The organism is Enterobacter wuhouensis (assembly GCF_004331265.1).
Lineage (GTDB): Bacteria > Pseudomonadota > Gammaproteobacteria > Enterobacterales > Enterobacteriaceae > Enterobacter > Enterobacter wuhouensis.
Genome location: NZ_SJOO01000005.1, coordinates 38,361 through 55,990 on the forward strand (window position 1 = coordinate 38,361; position 17,630 = coordinate 55,990).

16 protein-coding genes are annotated in these 17,630 nt (G+C 55.7%); 13 read left to right on the top strand and 3 right to left on the bottom strand.

Translation table 11 applies throughout. The annotated features are described in order from the left end of the window. Nucleotides 1–8 precede the first annotated feature (8 nt). Both flgK and flgL read left to right on the top strand, forming a co-directional pair. Nucleotides 9–1,652, top strand: a complete 1,644-nt coding sequence (gene flgK, locus E0L20_RS12865) for a flagellar hook-associated protein FlgK (protein ID WP_131634282.1) — start codon at nt 9–11, stop codon at nt 1,650–1,652. A 16-nt stretch (nt 1,653–1,668) separates the two neighbouring features. Then, nucleotides 1,669–2,622, top strand: coding sequence for a flagellar hook-associated protein FlgL (flgL, locus tag E0L20_RS12870; protein WP_131634283.1), 954 nt, complete (start codon nt 1,669–1,671; stop codon nt 2,620–2,622). Between the two features lie 75 nt (nt 2,623–2,697). Here flgL and E0L20_RS12875 read toward each other — a convergent pair whose 3' ends face one another. Next, nucleotides 2,698–3,912, bottom strand: a complete 1,215-nt coding sequence (locus tag E0L20_RS12875) for an MFS transporter (RefSeq protein WP_131634284.1) — start codon at nt 3,910–3,912, stop codon at nt 2,698–2,700. A 107-nt stretch (nt 3,913–4,019) separates the two neighbouring features. On the opposite strand from E0L20_RS12875, the gene E0L20_RS12880 reads away from it, so the two are divergent. Continuing rightward, nucleotides 4,020–4,958 carry a LysR family transcriptional regulator gene (locus E0L20_RS12880; RefSeq protein ID WP_131634285.1) on the top strand — a complete coding sequence of 313 codons (939 nt, stop codon included), beginning with the start codon at nt 4,020–4,022 and terminating at the stop codon, nt 4,956–4,958. Nucleotides 4,959–4,999: 41 nt separating this feature from the next. On the opposite strand, the gene rne is transcribed toward E0L20_RS12880, so the two are convergent. Beyond that, nucleotides 5,000–8,122 carry a ribonuclease E gene (gene rne / locus E0L20_RS12885; protein WP_131634286.1) on the bottom strand — a complete coding sequence of 1,041 codons (3,123 nt, stop codon included), beginning with the start codon at nt 8,120–8,122 and terminating at the stop codon, nt 5,000–5,002. Nucleotides 8,123–8,694: 572 nt separating this feature from the next. On the opposite strand from rne, the gene rluC reads away from it, so the two are divergent. Next, nucleotides 8,695–9,642, top strand: coding sequence for a 23S rRNA pseudouridine(955/2504/2580) synthase RluC (gene rluC / locus E0L20_RS12895; RefSeq protein ID WP_131634287.1), 948 nt, complete (start codon nt 8,695–8,697; stop codon nt 9,640–9,642). Nucleotides 9,643–9,774: 132 nt separating this feature from the next. On the opposite strand, the gene E0L20_RS12900 is transcribed toward rluC, so the two are convergent. Beyond that, complete coding sequence (locus E0L20_RS12900; RefSeq protein WP_131634288.1) at nt 9,775–10,359, bottom strand: Maf family protein; 585 nt, start codon at nt 10,357–10,359, stop codon at nt 9,775–9,777. A 140-nt stretch (nt 10,360–10,499) separates the two neighbouring features. Between E0L20_RS12900 and yceD the strand changes: the two genes are divergently transcribed. From yceD to pabC, 9 genes are all read left to right on the top strand, one after another. Further along, entirely contained in the window at nt 10,500–11,021 is a 522-nt protein-coding gene (gene yceD, locus E0L20_RS12905; protein ID WP_006174678.1) for a 23S rRNA accumulation protein YceD, read from the top strand. Nucleotides 11,022–11,037: 16 nt separating this feature from the next. Then, nucleotides 11,038–11,211 (top strand): 50S ribosomal protein L32, encoded by a 174-nt coding sequence (gene rpmF, locus E0L20_RS12910; protein ID WP_003857964.1) that lies wholly within the window; start codon nt 11,038–11,040, stop codon nt 11,209–11,211. A 79-nt stretch (nt 11,212–11,290) separates the two neighbouring features. Next, on the top strand, nt 11,291–12,325 hold the full coding sequence (plsX, locus tag E0L20_RS12915) for a phosphate acyltransferase PlsX (protein ID WP_207389449.1): 1,035 nt from the start codon (nt 11,291–11,293) through the stop codon (nt 12,323–12,325). A 6-nt stretch (nt 12,326–12,331) separates the two neighbouring features. Continuing rightward, nucleotides 12,332–13,285, top strand: coding sequence for a beta-ketoacyl-ACP synthase III (locus tag E0L20_RS12920; protein ID WP_131634290.1), 954 nt, complete (start codon nt 12,332–12,334; stop codon nt 13,283–13,285). A gap of 15 nt (nt 13,286–13,300) precedes the next feature. Next, nucleotides 13,301–14,230, top strand: coding sequence for an ACP S-malonyltransferase (fabD, locus tag E0L20_RS12925; protein ID WP_131634291.1), 930 nt, complete (start codon nt 13,301–13,303; stop codon nt 14,228–14,230). Between the two features lie 12 nt (nt 14,231–14,242). After that, nucleotides 14,243–14,977 (top strand): 3-oxoacyl-ACP reductase FabG, encoded by a 735-nt coding sequence (gene fabG, locus E0L20_RS12930; protein ID WP_010429699.1) that lies wholly within the window; start codon nt 14,243–14,245, stop codon nt 14,975–14,977. Between the two features lie 154 nt (nt 14,978–15,131). After that, nucleotides 15,132–15,368, top strand: a complete 237-nt coding sequence (acpP, locus tag E0L20_RS12935) for an acyl carrier protein (RefSeq protein WP_003857954.1) — start codon at nt 15,132–15,134, stop codon at nt 15,366–15,368. A gap of 91 nt (nt 15,369–15,459) precedes the next feature. Continuing rightward, on the top strand, nt 15,460–16,701 hold the full coding sequence (gene fabF, locus E0L20_RS12940) for a beta-ketoacyl-ACP synthase II (RefSeq protein WP_131634292.1): 1,242 nt from the start codon (nt 15,460–15,462) through the stop codon (nt 16,699–16,701). Nucleotides 16,702–16,820: 119 nt separating this feature from the next. Beyond that, on the top strand, nt 16,821–17,630 hold the full coding sequence (gene pabC / locus E0L20_RS12945; RefSeq protein WP_131634293.1) for an aminodeoxychorismate lyase: 810 nt from the start codon (nt 16,821–16,823) through the stop codon (nt 17,628–17,630).

Consider the following 17,630-nt stretch of genomic DNA (forward strand, 5'->3'; position numbering starts at 1 on the left):
GAACCCCCATGTCCAGTTTGATTAACAGCGCCATGAGTGGCCTCAGTGCGGCACAGGCGGCACTTAATACCGTAAGTAATAATATTTCAAGCTATAACGTGGCAGGTTACACCCGCCAGAATACCATTCTGGGCGCGGCTAACAGCACGCTGACCGGCGGTGGCTGGGTGGGGAACGGGGTTTATGTCTCCGGCGTGCAGCGTGAGTATGACGCCTTCATTACCAACCAGCTGCGCGCCGCACAGACGCAGAGCAGCGGGCTGACGACGCGCTATCAGCAGATGTCAAAGATTGACGACGTGCTCTCCGATACCACCAACTCGCTTTCGACCACGCTGCAGGATTTCTTCAAGAGCCTGCAAACGCTGGTGAGTAACGCCGAAGATCCGGCTGCGCGCCAGACGGTGATCGGCAAAGCGGATGGCCTGGTAAACCAGTTTAAAACCAACGATCAGTATCTTCGCGATCAGGATGCGCAGGTGAACACCGCGATCACGACCAGCGTGGATCAGATCAATAACTACGCGAAGCAGATAGCCAACCTTAACGATCAGATTTCCCGTCTGACCGGCGTTGGCGCGGGCGCATCGCCGAACGAACTGCTCGATCAGCGCGATCAGCTGGTGAGCGAGTTGAACAAGATTGTGGGTGTGGACGTGACCGTGCAGGACAGCGGTACGTACAATATCTCCATCGCGAACGGCTACACCCTGGTGCAGGGCAGTACTGCCAGCCAGCTGGCTGCGGTGAAATCCAGTGCAGACTCTTCGCGTACGACGATTGCCTATGTTGATACGGCGTCCGGCAACGTCGAGATCCCGGAAAAGCTGATTACCACCGGTTCGCTGGGTGGGCTGTTAACCTTCCGCGCGAAGGACCTGGATCAGGCGCGCAACTCCCTTAACCAGATGGCGCTGGCGTTCGCTGACGCCATGAATACCCAGCATCAGGCCGGCTTTGATGCGAACGGCGTCAAGGGCGGCAAACTGTTTGATTTTGGTTCTCCGTCGGTGCAGAGCAACACCAAAAATACCGGCACTGCCTCCGTGACGGCGACCATGACGGACAGCACCAAGGTACAGGCGACAAACTATAAGGTTGAGTACAACGGTACCGACTGGACGATCACCCGCCTGTCTGACAACACCAGCTTTACGGCCACGCCGGATGCCACAACGGGTAACCTGTCGTTTGACGGCCTGAACGTTAACATCAGCGGTAATGCAGACAAAAAAGACAGCTTCATCGTGAAGCCGGTGAACGACGTCATCATGAATATGGACGTTGCGATCAGCGATGAGTCTAAGCTGGCAATGGCTTCCGCCAGCGACAGCGGCGAAAGCGATAATACCAACGGTCAAAAGCTGTTGGATCTGCAGAACGTCAAGCTGGTGGGCGGCAATAAAACCGTTAACGACGCCTATGCTGCGCTGGTCAGTACGGTGGGGAGCACCACGGCGTCGCTGAAAACCAGCAGCGAAACCAAAGACAACGTGGTGACGCAGCTGACCAAACAGCAGCAGTCGATTTCCGGGGTTAACCTGGACGAAGAGTACGGCAACCTGCAGCGTTATCAGCAGTATTACCTGGCAAACGCGCAGGTGCTGCAAACGGCGAGCACGCTGTTTGATGCATTGATCAACATTCGCTAAGGCTGAGGCATAGAAAATGCGTATTAGTACTCAAATGATGTATGAGCAGAGCATGCGCGGAGTGACAAACTCCCAAAGCCTCTGGCTCAGCTATGGCGAGCAGATGTCTACCGGTAAGCGCGTAAACCGTCCATCTGATGACCCGATTGCCGCCTCGCAGGCCGTTGTGCTGTCGCAGGCGCAGACCCAAAACAGCCAGTATGCGCTGGCGCGTTCCTTCGCCACGACCAAGGTGTCGCTGGAAGAGAACGTGCTGTCCCAGGTGACAACCGCGATTCAGTCCGCTCAGGAAAAGATTGTGAATGCGGGCAACGGCACCCTGAGTGACGATGACCGCGCCTCGCTGGCTACTAACCTGCAGGGTATTCGCGATCAGCTGATGAACCTTGCGAACAGTACCGATGGTAATGGTCGTTATATCTTTGCGGGTTACAAAACCGAGGCCGCGGCCTTTGACCAGACTACCGGGGCCTATAACGGCGGGGATAAGGCAATCAGCCAGCAGGTTGACGCCGCGCGTACCATGCAAATCAGCCATACGGGCACCCAGGTTTTCGATACCTTTACCAGCAATGCAAAACCAGAGCCGGACGGCAGTGCGCCGGAAACGAACCTGTTTAAGATTCTGGACAGCGCGATTGCTGCGCTGAACACGCCCGTAGAAGGTGACCAGACCAAAGCCGATGAGTTTACCGCTGCGATCGATAAAGCCAACCGTGGCCTGAGCAACTCGCTGAACAACGTGCTGACCGTACGCGCCGATCTGGGTATCAAGCTGGATGAGCTGGGCAAGCTGGATTCGCTGGGTGATGACCGCGCGCTGGGGCAGACTCAGCAGATGAGTGACCTGGTGGACGTTGACTGGAACTCGGTTATCTCTTCTTACTCCATGCAGCAGGCGGCCCTGCAGGCGTCTTATAAAGCGTTCAGCGATATGCAGGGCATGTCTCTGTTCCAGATGAATAAGTAACATCCTGACCTCTTAGAACACGTTCTGAAACTGGGCGTGTTTTGCCTGCCCAATCCTGATGGATTGGGCATTTTTTTAGGCGGCGTTTGCGGATGCCGCGCTGACGCGGGCGCTTTCAACCAGACGGATCGCAAGCGCAATCGCACCGCATGCCGTCGCCAGCGCGACCACGCCAGGCCAGCCCGCCAGGGTGTATATCTTGCTTCCCAGGGCCGAGCCCAGTGCCATGCCGATAAATACAACCGTAAACAGCAGGGCGTTCAGACGACCGCGCGCCTGCGGTTCAAGGCTATAGACCAGATTCTGATGTGCCACCAGGCTTGACTGCAGGCCAAGGTCGAAACCGACGGCGGATATTGCAATCAGAATAAGCTGTCCGTGGATACCCAGCGCAGGCATCAGGAACATTAGCGCAAACGAGATTGTGACAAGCAGTGCGCCAAGCTGGGTGACTTTCCCTGCGCCCAGCTTGTCGGCAAGACCCCCTGCCAGCGGGGCAGCCAGCGCGCCTGCGGCACCCGCGATACCAAAACCGCCCGCGACGGCACTGCCAAGGTGATAGCGCTCCAGCAGCATGACCGCAAGCGTAGACCAGAAGGCGCTAAAGGCAATCGAGAGAAAGCCCTGTGCCATCGCGGCGCGACGCAGTGCCGGGTAACGACGCCACAGGTGCTCCATTGAGCGCATCAGCGCCGGATAGCCTAGCGCGGAATGAACGGCAAAGCGGGGAAGAACGGCCCACATCACCACGCCGACAAACGCAATGCTCGCGGCGGCCAGCTGATACATAACGCGCCAGCCAAAGGCTTCGCCGACCACGCCGCTGACGGTTCTCGACAGCAGTATCCCGAGCAGCAGACCCGTCATCACCGTGCCCACGGTTTTTCCCTGTTTGCCTTCAGGAGCAAGGATGGCGGCGGCGGGCACGATATCCTGTGCCATGGTGGCTGCCATCCCGATCAGCAGGCTGGTTAACAGCAGCGAATATAGCTGCCCGGTCAGGCTGCAGCCCAGCAGGAACAGCGCCAGCGCCGCGCTTTTTATCAGGATCAGCGTTCTGCGGTCGTGGCGGTCGCCAAGCGGAAGCAGGAAGAGAATACCTAACGCATAGCCTGCCTGAGTGAGGGTGGGAACCAGCCCCATGCCTTCAATACTCAGATGAAGGTCTGCGCCCACCAGCGGCAACAGCGGTTGCGCATAGTAGATTGAGGCCACGCTAAAACCAGCCCCCATTGCCAGCATAAAAATCACCCAGCGGCTTACGGCGTGGTGAGCAGATGTTGTTTTCATAGAGATTCCTCATTCGTTGTGTAGCGCTATTTTTTATCAGTACAGCTTGCGGCGGTAGAAGGCCTGGTGGTAAAACGCTTATACGTTGAACGTATAAGCAAAAAATAATGAAGCGAACTGAACGTATAGACAGAGTTGAACTCATGCGAACCTTCGTTCGCATCGTTGAGGGGGGATCGCTCTCTGCGGCTGCGCGACAGCTTTCGACGACCCAGGCGACGGTGAGCCGGCGCCTGCAGTCGCTGGAAACCCTGCTGGGGGTGCGTTTGCTGCTGCGTACCACCCACACGACCCGGCTGACGGACGACGGGGAGCGATGCTACCAGCATGCCCGGCGGGTAATTGACAGCTGGCTGGCGCTTGAGGATGAGGTCGGGCACGCGGAGGATGAGCCGGTTGGGGTGCTGCGCGTGCGCGCGCCGCACGCGTTTGGTCAGGATCAGCTCCTGAAACCCTTAACCGAATTTTTGCAGCGCTATCCGCTGCTATCCGTGGAGTGGATGCTCAACGATCGTTCGGCTGACTTTCTTGGCGACAACCTTGACTGTGCAATAAGGGTGGGGGCGGAAGTCGATCCGGCAACCGTGTCGGTGCTGTTGGCCGAAGTCCCGCGCTCCGTGGTGGCCTCTCCGGCGCTGCTGGCCCGCTTTCCGCCTGTCATGACGCCGGAGGATTTACAGCTGCTTCCCTGGGTGGCCATCAGCTCCTTCTACCAGCACCATGTCGAGCTTTCTCACGACGGTACGGCCTCAACCGCGCGTATTGCCATCACGCCGCGCCTCAGCACGGACAGCTTGTATGTCGCACGAAATACCGCACTCACCGGGCTGGGCGTGGCGGTGGTATCCAGCTGGACAGTACAGGACGATATTCGGGAAGGGCGCCTGGTGCATTTACTGCCGGAGTGGCAGCCCGCGGCGCTGCCGGTGCATCTGGTTTATCCCTGGTCTCGCTACTACCCGGCGCGCCTGCGTCGCTTTCTGGATATGATGCGCCAGATCATGCCGGAGTTGACCGGGATGCGAAAACCCGTGCAGCAGGCATAAAAAAGCCGACCCGAAGGTCGGCTTGTGCGTCTCAGTGAGCGTTACTCAACGGACTGAGGGCGGGTGGCTGGCGCGGTAGCCTGGTGCGTTGCACTGTGGCCACCGGCAGAGCCTTTGCCGTCAAAGTTGAACTCAGGGCGAACCCAGTCGCTGTGACGCGGCGCTTCTGGCACATATTCAGGCGCAGGTGCGCGAGTCATTGGCGCAGTCGCAACGTGTGCAGGTTCAGATACTGGTGCAGCAACAACCGGCTCAGGTTTAACCTCTGGCGCCTTCACCTCTTCGGCTTCGCGAACAGGTTCAACCTCGATGGCAACGTCCGGAATCACTTCTTCAGCAACGTTTTCGACCACGGCTTCAGCGGTTTCTTCCACCGGAGCTGCAGGCTCAACTTCCTCTGCGACCTCTTTGGCTACCGCGGCGTCTTCTTCGGCGATAAGCTGCGGTGCGGCATCAACCGGCGCGGCAATTACTTCCGGATGAGTGGTTTCCACTTCAACAGCCTGCGGTGCTTCAGCTTCAACAGCCTGAGGTTCAACCACGGTGGCGGTTGCAGCGATCGATTCTTCAACCGGTGCGGCTGGTGCAATCAACTCTTCGGTGACAGCCTGTTCTTCAACAACCTGCTCCGGACGCGCAACAGGATAACGGATCCAGACTTTGCCGGATGCCATTTCAGGCGACGCGCACGCGATGGCTAATGGCATTGGCGACTGGGTCGGGTAACGCTCGTCACGGTAACGACGACGACGCTGTCCGCTGACGCGCAGATGACGTGGAGAGCGGCGTGAACGACGCGGCATTCCTGCGTTATCACGGCCTTCACCGTTTTCATCCTGCTCAACGTTGCTTTCTACCACGGCCGGCAGGTCCACTTTAGCCAGCTGGGTGTTCGGCGCGGTTTCCGCTGCTTGTTCAGCAACAACTGCGGTTTCTTCCGTTGACTCGGAGGCAAAGCGCACTTTCTGAGCCAGCTGGCGCGGCTTACGACGCGGCATAACCTGAGTACGTTCTTCCTGCTCAGCTTCCTGCTGTTCAACAGGCGCTTCGCGGTTCAGGTTTTTAACTTCCTGCTGCGCCTGACGCTTATCGTCGTTGCGACGGCGATTGCGCTCGCGGCGCGGCTGCTGCTCGTCGCGCTGTTTGCTCTTCTCGGACTCGTCGCCCGCCGGTTGGCGAATTTCACGATCTTCAACATTCTGCTGCTGTTTCTCGCGACGGTTGCGACGGTTGTCTTCGCGCTGCTCGCGGCCTTCGTTGTTGTCAGAACGGTTATCGCGGCGCTCGTTACGGTCGCTGCGATCGTTGCGGTCATTGCGATCGCGACGGTTGTTTTGACGTTTACGACGATCCTGCTGACGCTCAGGCTTCGCTTCTTTCGGTGCTTCTTTAGGTTGCTCCGGCTGAACCTCTTCACCTGCAAACATCTTCTTCAGCGCGCCGAAGAGACGGCTCAGCAGGCCCGGCTGTTCTGGCTGCGCTTTGGCTGCTTCCGGTGCAGCTTTTTGTGCAGCAGGCTTAGCGGCGGGTTTTTCCAGTACGGCTTCAGGCGGCGCTTCCGGCATGATGAAGGTCGCTAGTGCAGGCTGCTCAGGCAGTTTACGCTCGGCAGGCTCTTCATCGGACGGCAGGGCCATCTCTTCTTCATGCAGCTTCGGCAGCAGATAGCTGAGCGTAGAGGTCTCTTCACCCTTACGCACGCGGAGCACGTGGTAGTGCGGCGTTTGCATCTGGTCGTTTGGCACGATGATGCAGCGAACGCCGCCCTGACGCGCTTCGATTGCACTGACCGCTGCACGTTTTTCGTTCAGCAGGTAAGAGGCCACGGGCACAGGAACGATCGCGTGTACTTCTTTGGTGTTCTCTTTCAGCGCTTCTTCTTCAATCAGACGCAGAATGGAGAGGGACAGCGATTCGTTATCACGCACGGTACCCGTACCGGAACAGCGCGGGCAGACGTGGTGGCTGGACTCGCCCAGTGACGGACTCAGACGCTGACGGGACATCTCCAGCAGGCCAAAACGTGAAATGTGGCTGATCTGGATACGCGCACGGTCCTGACGCACCGCTTCGCGCAGGCGGTTTTCAACCGCACGCTGGTGGCGAACAGGGGTCATGTCGATGAAGTCGATAACGATCAGACCACCCAGGTCGCGCAGGCGGAGCTGGCGGGCGATTTCATCAGCGGCTTCGAGGTTAGTGTTGAAGGCCGTCTCTTCGATATCGCCACCGCGAGTTGCACGAGCGGAGTTGATGTCGATAGCGGTCAGCGCTTCGGTAGTATCGATAACGATAGAACCGCCGGACGGCAGGCGCACTTCACGCTGGAAGGCGGACTCAATCTGGGATTCGATCTGATAGTGGCTGAACAGCGGGATTTCACCGGTGTACAGTTTAATTTTGCTGGTGAAATCCGGACGACCCAGCGCGGCGATGTGCTGGCGAGCCAGCTCAAGCACTTTCGGGTTATCAATCAGAATTTCACCGATGTCCTGACGCAGATAGTCGCGGAAAGCACGCACGATAACGTTGCTTTCCTGGTGGATCAGGAACGGTGCAGGGCGGCTTTCTGCTGCTTTCTGGATGGCTTCCCAGTGCTTCAGGCGGAAGCTCAGATCCCACTGCAGCGCTTCGGCAGATTTGCCTACGCCTGCGGTACGAACGATAAGCCCCATGCCGTCCGGCAGCTCAAGGCTTGCCAGCGCTTCTTTCAGCTCGGTACGGTCATCACCTTCGATGCGGCGAGAAATACCACCCGCACGCGGGTTGTTTGGCATCAGAACCAGATAGCTCCCCGCCAGGCTGATAAAGGTGGTCAGTGCGGCACCTTTGTTGCCACGCTCTTCTTTATCAATCTGAACAATAACTTCCTGACCTTCGCGCAGAACATCTTTGATGTTCGGACGGCCATGAGCGTTGTAGTTTGCAGGGAAATATTCGCGGGCGATTTCTTTCAGAGGGAGGAAACCGTGACGCTCAGCACCGTAATCGACAAATGCAGCTTCAAGGCTTGGTTCAATGCGGGTGATTTTGCCTTTGTAAATGTTCGCTTTTTTCTGTTCGTGTCCAGGACTTTCGATATCCAGATCGTACAGGCGCTGCCCATCCACAAGGGCGACACGCAACTCTTCTTGCTGAGTTGCGTTGATTAACATTCTTTTCATCGTAACTTACTCGTTATTCTTACATTGACGACAAAGCTGCGGGCAAGGTGACGCTTTCCGGGGTATGAACCGATGGCCTCGTGTCTATTCACGTCGCCAACCTCACGGTTGTCGCCCGCTTAAGAGGCGCAGAGTGTCGGTTGCCTGTATTTCATACGGAAACACAGCGCAATTATCAGGGGAATTGCCTGGGAAAACTCTCCAGAGAACAATCCTTATACCGGGAAGTACTGCAACCCGCAGCCCGCTAACTGCCTGAAAGATCAATACGTCTTACGCCATTGCTGCGTGGATGATCAGTCAGACAAAATTGGTCATTCCGTCGACATCCTTACAAAACCCGGATTTAGCGCGGAAAACGGATTCATTATTCCATTGCTCGCCGGGTTATAGCAAGATGACTTTTACCAATTATCACCCGGTTACTCACAGTTTCTTCACTTCAACGTGGCGATTGGTTTAATAACCACCAAATCGATTGCGCTAAACGGTGGGACAGGCCGGATAAAAGTAAATATAAGCATAGAAAAATGAGTGGCGCTAATGCCTGACGATATTTAGAATCGCCAACCATGAAAACAGAGACTCCAGCCGTAAAAATGGTTGCTATCGCGGATGACTACGCGGGGCAACGTATCGATAACTTCTTGCGCACCCAACTGAAGGGCGTGCCGAAGAGTATGATTTATCGCATCCTGCGCAAGGGCGAGGTGCGGGTTAACAAAAAACGCGTGAAGCCAGAGTATAAGCTCGAAGCCGGTGATGAAGTGCGTATCCCGCCGGTTCGCGTGGCCGAGCGTGAAGAAGAAGTGGTTTCGCCTAAGCTGCAAAAAGTGGCCGCGCTGAGTGACGTTATCCTTTATGAAGATGATTACATCCTCGTGCTTAACAAACCGTCCGGTACGGCAGTTCACGGCGGAAGCGGGCTGAGCTTTGGGGTGATTGAAGGGCTGCGGGCGCTGCGCCCGGAAGCGCGTTTCCTTGAGCTGGTGCATCGTCTTGACCGCGACACGTCCGGCGTGCTGCTGGTGGCGAAGAAACGTTCCGCGCTGCGTTCGCTGCACGAGCAGCTGCGCGAAAAAGGGATGCAGAAAGACTACCTGGCGCTGGTACGCGGCCAGTGGCAGTCCCACGTTAAGGTGGTGCAGGCACCCTTGCTGAAAAATATTCTGCAAAGCGGCGAGCGCATCGTGCGGGTGAATCAGGAAGGGAAGCCGTCCGAGACGCGCTTTAAAGTTGAAGAGCGGTATGAGTTTGCCACGCTGGTGCGCTGCAGTCCCGTCACAGGCCGAACCCACCAGATCCGCGTGCATACGCAGTTTGCGGGCCATCCTATTGCGTTTGATGACCGCTACGGCGATCGCGAGTTTGATAAGCAATTAGCGGGCACGGGGCTGTCGCGTCTGTTCCTGCATGCGGCTGCGCTGAAGTTTACCCATCCAAATACGGGCGAAACTATCCGTATCGAAGCGCCGCTGGATGAGCAACTGAAACGCTGCCTGAAGGTTCTGCGCGGCTAAGGTAAACGTAAAACGGCAACGAATGTTGCCGTTTTTAATGTTTGCTCCCTCTCCCTGTGGGAGAGGGCCGGGGTGAGGGCATCAGGCCGCAGTTTAGTAGGCCCATGCAAGCGAAGCGCCGCTGGGCAAAAGTCACAGGGTCAGCGGATTACACTCCTCACGCCTCAACATCTGACAAAGCGCAATCAGCGGCAATCCGACCAGCGTATTCGGATCGCGACCGTCCAGCTTGTCGAACAGCGCAATCCCCAATCCTTCACTTTTAAAGCTCCCCGCACAGTTCAGCGGGCGCTCCCGGTGCACGTAGTCCATAATCTCTTGCTCGCTGAGGTGGCGGAAGTGTACGTCGAACGGCTCGCATTCGGTTTGCAGGTGGCCGGTGGCGGAGTTATAGAGCGCCAGGCCAGTATAGAAGGTTACGATAGTGCCTCGCGCCCGCAAAAGCTGTTGGCAGGCGTTCTCCTCTGTATGAGGCTTGCCGGTAATTTCGCCGTCCAGTACGCAAACCTGATCGGAGCCTATAATCAAATGGGCAGGATAACGTGCGGCCAGCGACTGCGCTTTCTCCTGCGCAAGGCGGGTCACCAGATGGCGCGGTGATTCACCGGGCTGAGGCGTCTCATCTACGTCAGGAGCGGCGCACTCAAACGGGAACCCAAGTTTTTCCAGCAGCATTCGGCGGTAGGGTGACGTGGAGGCGAGAACAAGATTTGGCATATTTTTATCACCAGATATAGCGTATCGATGCCAGCCATTTTAAACTACAGGCCGCAATGTGTGCGAATAATTGGCAAAAGGCAGCTCTGGTTGCCTTTTTCTTTGACTCTATGACGTTACAAAGTTAATATGCGCGCCCTATGCAAAAGGTAAAATTACCCCTGACTCTTGATCCGGTTCGTACGGCTCAAAAACGCCTCGATTATGAAGGAATCTATTCTTCCGATCAGGCCGAGCGTATTGCCGAATCCGTAGTCAGTGTGGACAGTGATGTAGAATGCTCCATGTCGTTCGCTATCGACAACCAGCGCCTCGCCGTTTTAACCGGTGATGCAAAGGTGACGGTAACGCTCGAGTGTCAGCGTTGCGGGAAACCGTTTGTACAGCATGTTCACACAACGTATTGTTTCAGTCCGGTTCGTTCTGACGAACAGGCTGAAGCACTCCCGGAAGCGTATGAGCCGATTGAGGTTAACGAATTCGGTGAAATCGATCTTCTGGCTCTGGTTGAAGATGAAATCATCCTCACCTTGCCAGTGGTTCCGGTGCATGATTCTGAACACTGTGAAGTGTCCGAGGCGGACATGGTCTTTGGGGAACTGCCTGATGAAGCGCAAAAACCAAATCCATTTGCCGTATTAGCCAGCTTAAAGCGTAAGTAATTGAGGAGTAAGGTCCATGGCCGTACAACAGAATAAACCAACCCGTTCCAAACGTGGCATGCGTCGTTCCCATGACGCGCTGACCGCAGTTACCAGCCTGTCTGTAGACAAGACTTCTGGTGAGAAACACCTGCGTCACCACATCACTGCTGACGGTTTCTACCGTGGCCGCAAGGTAATCACTAAGTAATCACGCGCAAGCGTGATGAAGCTTAGTGAGGATTTCCCCAGGCAACTGGGGAAACACCAAACCAGGCAGTGACGATACCTTGACACGTCTAACCCTGGCGTTAGATGTCATGGGGGGAGATTTTGGCCCTTCCGTGACAGTGCCTGCAGCATTGCAGGCACTGAATTCTAATTCGCAACTCACACTTCTTTTAGTCGGCAATCCCGACACAATCACGCCATTACTTGCAAAAGCTGACTTCGAACAACGTTCACGTCTGCAGATTATTCCTGCGCAGTCAGTTATTGCCAGTGATGCCCGGCCATCGCAGGCTATACGCAATAGCCGCGGCAGCTCTATGCGAATCGCGTTGGAGCTGGTGAAAGAAGGGCGAGCGCAGGCTTGCGTTAGCGCGGGGAATACCGGCGCGCTGATGGGGCTGTCGAAATTATTGCTCAAGCCAATCGATGGCATTGAGCGCCCGGCGCTGGTGACGGTATTACCGCACCAGCAGAAAGGCAAAACGGTGGTGCTGGATCTCGGTGCTAACGTTGATTGTGATAGTACAATGCTGGCTCAGTTTGCCGTGATGGGCTCGGTGCTGGCAGAAGACGTGGTCGGGATACCTAATCCGCGCGTTGCGTTACTGAACATTGGTGAAGAAGAGACAAAAGGCCTGGACAGCATTCGTGACGCTGCCGAATTGCTCAAACAGGTTCCCTCCATCAACTATATTGGTTATCTCGAAGCCAATGAGTTGCTGACGGGCAAAACGGATGTATTAGTGTGTGATGGCTTCACCGGAAACGTAACGTTGAAGACCATGGAAGGGGTCGTGCGTATGTTCCTTTCTTTGCTTAAATCGCAGGGAGAGGGCAAAAAAAGTGCCTGGTGGCTGATTTTATTGAAGCGTTGGTTACAAAAAAGCCTGACGCGGCGATTCAGTCACCTCAACCCCGACCAGTATAATGGCGCCTGTCTGTTAGGATTGCGCGGCATCGTGATTAAGAGTCATGGTGCCGCCAATCAGCGAGCCTTTTCCGTCGCGATAGAACAGGCAGTGCAGGCGGTGCAGCGACAAGTCCCTCAGCGGATTGCCGCTCGCCTGGGATCTGTATTAGCTAAAAGTGACTGAGCGTACATGTATACGAAGATTTTAGGTACCGGCAGCTACCTGCCAAAACAAGTGCGAACCAACGCCGATCTTGAAAAAATGGTAGATACGTCTGACGAGTGGATTGTCACGCGCACAGGTATCCGTGAACGTCGTATCGCCGCGCCAGACGAAACCGTGTCCACCATGGGTTACGAAGCCGCACAGCGTGCTATCGACATGGCGGGCATTAATAAAGAAGACATCGGTCTGATCGTGGTTGCCACGACGTCTGCTACGCACGCTTTCCCAAGCGCGGCGTGCCAGGTGCAGAACATGCTCGGTATTAAAGGCTGCCCGGCGTTTGACGTGGCTGCAGCGTGTGCCGGTTTCACCTATGCGCTGAGCGTTGCCGATCAGTATGTTAAATCAGGTGCCGTGAAGTATGCCCTGGTGATCGGTGCCGACGTGCTGGCGCGTACCTGCGATCCAACCGATCGTGGGACGATCATTATTTTTGGTGATGGTGCGGGTGCGGTACTGCTGGGGCAGTCCGAAGAGCCGGGCATCATCTCCACGCATCTACATGCCGACGGTAGCTATGGCGAACTGCTGACGCTGCCTAACGCCGATCGCGTGAATCCCGACAACTCGATTTACCTGACCATGGCAGGGAACGAGGTGTTCAAGGTGGCGGTGACTGAGCTTGCCCACATTGTCGACGAGACGCTGGCCGCGAATAATCTTGAGCGCACCGCGCTTGACTGGCTGGTGCCGCATCAGGCGAACCTGCGCATTATCAGCGCAACGGCTAAAAAGCTGGGCATGTCGATGGATAACGTTGTGGTGACGCTGGATCGTCATGGCAACACCTCTGCGGCGTCGGTACCGTGCGCGTTTGATGAAGCGGTACGCGATGGACGAATCAAACGGGGCCAGCTGGTCCTGCTTGAAGCCTTCGGTGGCGGTTTCACCTGGGGTTCCGCGCTGGTTCGTTTCTAGGATAAGGATTAAAAGATGACGCAATTTGCTTTTGTGTTCCCGGGACAGGGCTCTCAAACCGTTGGGATGTTGTCTGAAATGGCAGCAAACTATCCGGTAATTGAAGAGACTTTCCGTGAAGCTTCCGATGCGCTGGGTTATGATCTGTGGGCGTTAACGCAACAGGGTCCGGCAGAAGAGCTGAATAAAACCTGGCAGACTCAGCCAGCGCTGCTGACCGCGTCCGTTGCGCTATGGCGCGTCTGGCAGCAGCAGGGCGGTAAAGCGCCAGCGCTGCTCGCCGGCCACAGTCTGGGCGAATACTCTGCGCTGGTCTGTGCCGGCGTGATCGCGTTTGCTGACGCGGTACGTCTGGTTGAACTGCGCGGTAAATTCATGCAGGAAGCGGTGCCGGAAGGCACGGGCGGCATGTCGGCCATTATCGGCCTGGATGATGCCGCCATTGCAAAAGCGTGTGAAGAATCTGCTGAAGGGCAGGTGGTTTCGCCGGTAAACTTCAACTCCCCGGGCCAGGTGGTTATTGCTGGTCATAAAGAGGCGGTTGAACGTGCAGGCGCAGCCTGTAAAGCCGCGGGCGCCAAACGCGCGCTGCCGCTGCCGGTGAGCGTACCGTCTCACTGTGCGCTGATGAAGCCTGCTGCCGACAAACTGGCGGCTGAGCTGGAAAAAATTACGTTTAACGCACCGACGATTTCCGTTGTGAATAACGTCGATGTGAAATGCGAAACCGCGCCGGAAGCTATCCGTAATGCGCTGGTTCGCCAGCTTTACAGCCCGGTACAGTGGACCAAAACCGTTGAGTTTATGGCGTCACAGGGCGTAGAGCATCTGTATGAAGTCGGTCCTGGTAAGGTCCTCACCGGTCTGACAAAACGTATTGTTGACACCCTGACAGCCTCGGCGATTAACGAGCCGGAAGCACTGTCAGCGGCACTCGCGCAATAAAAGAGGAATACCATGAGTTTTGAAGGAAAAATCGCGCTGGTCACTGGCGCAAGCCGCGGTATCGGGCGTGCCATTGCTGAAACACTGGTTGCGCGCGGCGCGAAGGTGATTGGTACAGCGACCAGCGAGAATGGCGCTCAGGCCATTAGCGAGTATCTGGGTGCGAACGGTAAAGGTCTGGTGCTGAATGTGACCGAACCTGCATCTATCGAATCTGTTCTGGAAAATATTCGCGCAGAGTTTGGAGAAGTGGATATTCTGGTAAATAATGCCGGTATCACACGCGACAACCTGCTGATGCGAATGAAAGATGATGAGTGGAACGATATTATCGAAACCAACCTGTCATCTGTATTCCGTCTGTCAAAAGCGGTAATGCGCGCTATGATGAAAAAGCGTCATGGTCGTATTATCACTGTTGGTTCTGTGGTTGGTACCATGGGAAATGCTGGTCAGGCTAACTACGCTGCGGCGAAAGCAGGTCTGATCGGTTTCAGTAAGTCGCTGGCGCGTGAAGTTGCGTCTCGCGGTATTACTGTAAACGTTGTTGCTCCGGGCTTTATTGAAACGGACATGACGCGTGCGCTGACTGATGATCAGCGTGCGGGTACACTGGCGGCAGTTCCAGCGGGTCGTCTTGGCGACCCTAAAGAAATCGCCAGTGCGGTTGCATTTTTAGCCTCTGACGAAGCGGGTTACATCACTGGTGAAACCCTCCACGTCAACGGCGGGATGTACATGGTTTAATCACGATCGAAAATATTTGCGTTATTAGGGCAAATGGCCTCAAAATAACGTAAAATCGTGGTAAGACCTGCCGGGATTTAGTTGCAAATTTTTCAACATTTTATACACTACGAAAACCATCGCGAAAGCGAGTTTTGATAGGAAATTTAAGAGTATGAGCACTATCGAAGAACGCGTTAAGAAAATTATCGGCGAACAGCTGGGCGTTAAGCAGGAAGAAGTTGTGAACTCCGCTTCCTTCGTTGAAGACCTGGGCGCAGATTCTCTTGACACCGTTGAGCTGGTAATGGCTCTGGAAGAAGAGTTTGATACTGAGATTCCGGACGAAGAAGCTGAGAAAATCACCACCGTTCAGGCTGCCATTGATTACATCAACGGTCACCAGGCGTAAGTGAACATCTCCAGGCGGTCATTCGACCGCCTGAGTTTTATCTTTTTTAGTCCCACGAATCTCTTTTTTTATCCCTCCCTGGAGGACAAGCGTGTCTAAGCGTCGTGTAGTTGTGACCGGACTTGGCATGTTGTCTCCTGTCGGCAATACCGTAGAGTCCACCTGGAAAGCTCTCCTTGCCGGTCAGAGCGGCATCAGCCTAATCGACCATTTCGATACTAGCGCCTATGCAACGAAATTTGCTGGCTTAGTAAAGGATTTTAACTGTGAAGAGATCATCTCGCGCAAAGAACAGCGCAAGATGGATGCCTTCATTCAATATGGAATTGTCGCTGGCGTACAGGCCATGCAGGATTCTGGCCTTGTCATTACGGAAGAGAACGCAACCCGTATCGGTGCCGCTATCGGCTCCGGCATTGGCGGTCTTGGCCTGATCGAGGAAAACCATACGTCTCTGATGAATGGCGGCCCGCGTAAGATCAGCCCGTTCTTCGTTCCGTCCACGATTGTGAACATGGTGGCAGGACACCTGACCATTATGTTCGGTCTGCGTGGGCCAAGCATTTCTATCGCTACCGCATGTACGTCTGGCGTGCATAATATCGGCCAGGCCGCGCGTATCATTGCGTACGGCGATGCAGATGCTATGGTTGCTGGCGGTGCTGAAAAAGCCAGTACCCCGCTGGGTGTGGGCGGTTTTGGTGCGGCGCGTGCGCTGTCTACCCGTAACGATAACCCTCAGGCGGCAAGCCGTCCGTGGGATAAAGATCGTGATGGCTTCGTGCTCGGCGACGGTGCGGGTATGATCGTACTTGAAGAGTACGAACATGCGAAAAAGCGCGGTGCGAAAATTTATGCTGAAATCGTTGGTTTCGGTATGAGCAGCGATGCTTACCACATGACGTCACCTCCAGAGAACGGCGCAGGCGCTGCGCTGGCAATGGAAAACGCGATTCGTGATGCGGGTATTACCCCTGCACAGATTGGCTACGTTAACGCGCACGGTACTTCTACCCCTGCGGGCGATAAAGCAGAAGCTCAGGCTGTTAAGTCTATCTTCGGCGAATCTGCCAGCCGCGTGATGGTCAGCTCAACGAAATCCATGACCGGTCACCTGTTAGGTGCGGCGGGGGCTGTAGAGTCAATCTACTCCATCCTTGCGCTGCGCGATCAGGCCGTTCCGCCAACCATCAACCTGGACAATCCGGATGAAGGTTGCGATCTGGACTTCGTGCCGCACGAAGCGCGTCAGGTTAGCGGTATGGAGTACACCCTGTGTAACTCCTTCGGCTTTGGTGGCACTAACGGCTCGCTGATCTTCAAAAAGGTCTGAGTCCGGTTAGCCCCTGACGAAAAAAAGGTCCGCTTGTCGGGCCTTTTTTATTAAGTGTAATCTTCTTGTCCGGTTCAGGACATCCTGCCAGACTGATCCTCCACGTAGAAGGAGCCACCATGTTTTTGATCAATGGTCGTGAGCAAGATTCTCTTCCTGCCAGCGACAGGGCGACTCAGTTTGGTGATGGTTGCTTTACGACGGCACGCATTCTTAACGGCGATATCTGTCTGCTCGACGCGCATATCCTTCGCCTGCAAACGGCCTGTGAAAGGTTAATGATCCCCTATACGGACTGGGACTCGCTGCGGCGCGAAATGAGACAGCTGGCTTCAGGAAAGCGCAGCGGTGTTCTCAAGGCGATTATCAGCCGCGGCAGCGGTGGTCGCGGCTACAGCGGGGCCAGCTGCGTGCATCCTACGCGCATACTGACCGTGTCCGCGTATCCTGCCCACTATGAGCGCTGGCGTGAAGAGGGCGCGATCCTGACCCTCAGTCCCGTCCGTCTGGGGCGTAATCCGATGCTTGCCGGTATAAAGCACCTTAACCGGCTGGAACAGATACTGATCCGTACTCATCTTGAACAGACGGACGCCGATGAGGCGCTGGTTCTTGACAGCGAAGGGTGCATTACGGAATGCTGTGCGGCTAATTTACTCTGGCGGAAGGGCCGTGACGTATTCACGCCTTCCCTGAAGCAGGCTGGGGTGGAAGGTATTATGCGCCAGTTTTGTTTACGGTATCTGGCACACTCTGGTTTTCGCGTTGTCGAAGTTAGCGCAGGGGAAGACGCGCTGCTGGCCGCTGATGAAGTTATCATCTGCAACGCGCTGATGCCCGTTGTTCCCGTTCGTGCGTATGGCCAACGCTGCTGGTCTTCGCGTGAGCTGTTTCAGTTTTTAGCCCCGATATGTGAGCACACTCTATAG

What these genes read in the sequence shown, in the direction of transcription:
- E0L20_RS12920 (WP_131634290.1), top strand. Translation starts at nt 12,332, where the DNA reads ATGTATACGAAGATTTTAGGTACCGGCAGCTACCTGCCAAAACAAGTG.
- E0L20_RS12875 (WP_131634284.1), bottom strand. Translation starts at nt 3,912, where the DNA reads ATGAAAACAACATCTGCTCACCACGCCGTAAGCCGCTGGGTGATTTTT.
- E0L20_RS12880 (WP_131634285.1), top strand. Translation starts at nt 4,020, where the DNA reads ATGAAGCGAACTGAACGTATAGACAGAGTTGAACTCATGCGAACCTTC.
- rne (WP_131634286.1), bottom strand. Translation starts at nt 8,122, where the DNA reads ATGAAAAGAATGTTAATCAACGCAACTCAGCAAGAAGAGTTGCGTGTC.
- rluC (WP_131634287.1), top strand. Translation starts at nt 8,695, where the DNA reads ATGAAAACAGAGACTCCAGCCGTAAAAATGGTTGCTATCGCGGATGAC.
- pabC (WP_131634293.1), top strand. Translation starts at nt 16,821, where the DNA reads ATGTTTTTGATCAATGGTCGTGAGCAAGATTCTCTTCCTGCCAGCGAC.
- flgK (WP_131634282.1), top strand. Translation starts at nt 9, where the DNA reads ATGTCCAGTTTGATTAACAGCGCCATGAGTGGCCTCAGTGCGGCACAG.
- fabG (WP_010429699.1), top strand. Translation starts at nt 14,243, where the DNA reads ATGAGTTTTGAAGGAAAAATCGCGCTGGTCACTGGCGCAAGCCGCGGT.
- acpP (WP_003857954.1), top strand. Translation starts at nt 15,132, where the DNA reads ATGAGCACTATCGAAGAACGCGTTAAGAAAATTATCGGCGAACAGCTG.
- fabD (WP_131634291.1), top strand. Translation starts at nt 13,301, where the DNA reads ATGACGCAATTTGCTTTTGTGTTCCCGGGACAGGGCTCTCAAACCGTT.
- flgL (WP_131634283.1), top strand. Translation starts at nt 1,669, where the DNA reads ATGCGTATTAGTACTCAAATGATGTATGAGCAGAGCATGCGCGGAGTG.
- yceD (WP_006174678.1), top strand. Translation starts at nt 10,500, where the DNA reads ATGCAAAAGGTAAAATTACCCCTGACTCTTGATCCGGTTCGTACGGCT.
- rpmF (WP_003857964.1), top strand. Translation starts at nt 11,038, where the DNA reads ATGGCCGTACAACAGAATAAACCAACCCGTTCCAAACGTGGCATGCGT.
- E0L20_RS12900 (WP_131634288.1), bottom strand. Translation starts at nt 10,359, where the DNA reads ATGCCAAATCTTGTTCTCGCCTCCACGTCACCCTACCGCCGAATGCTG.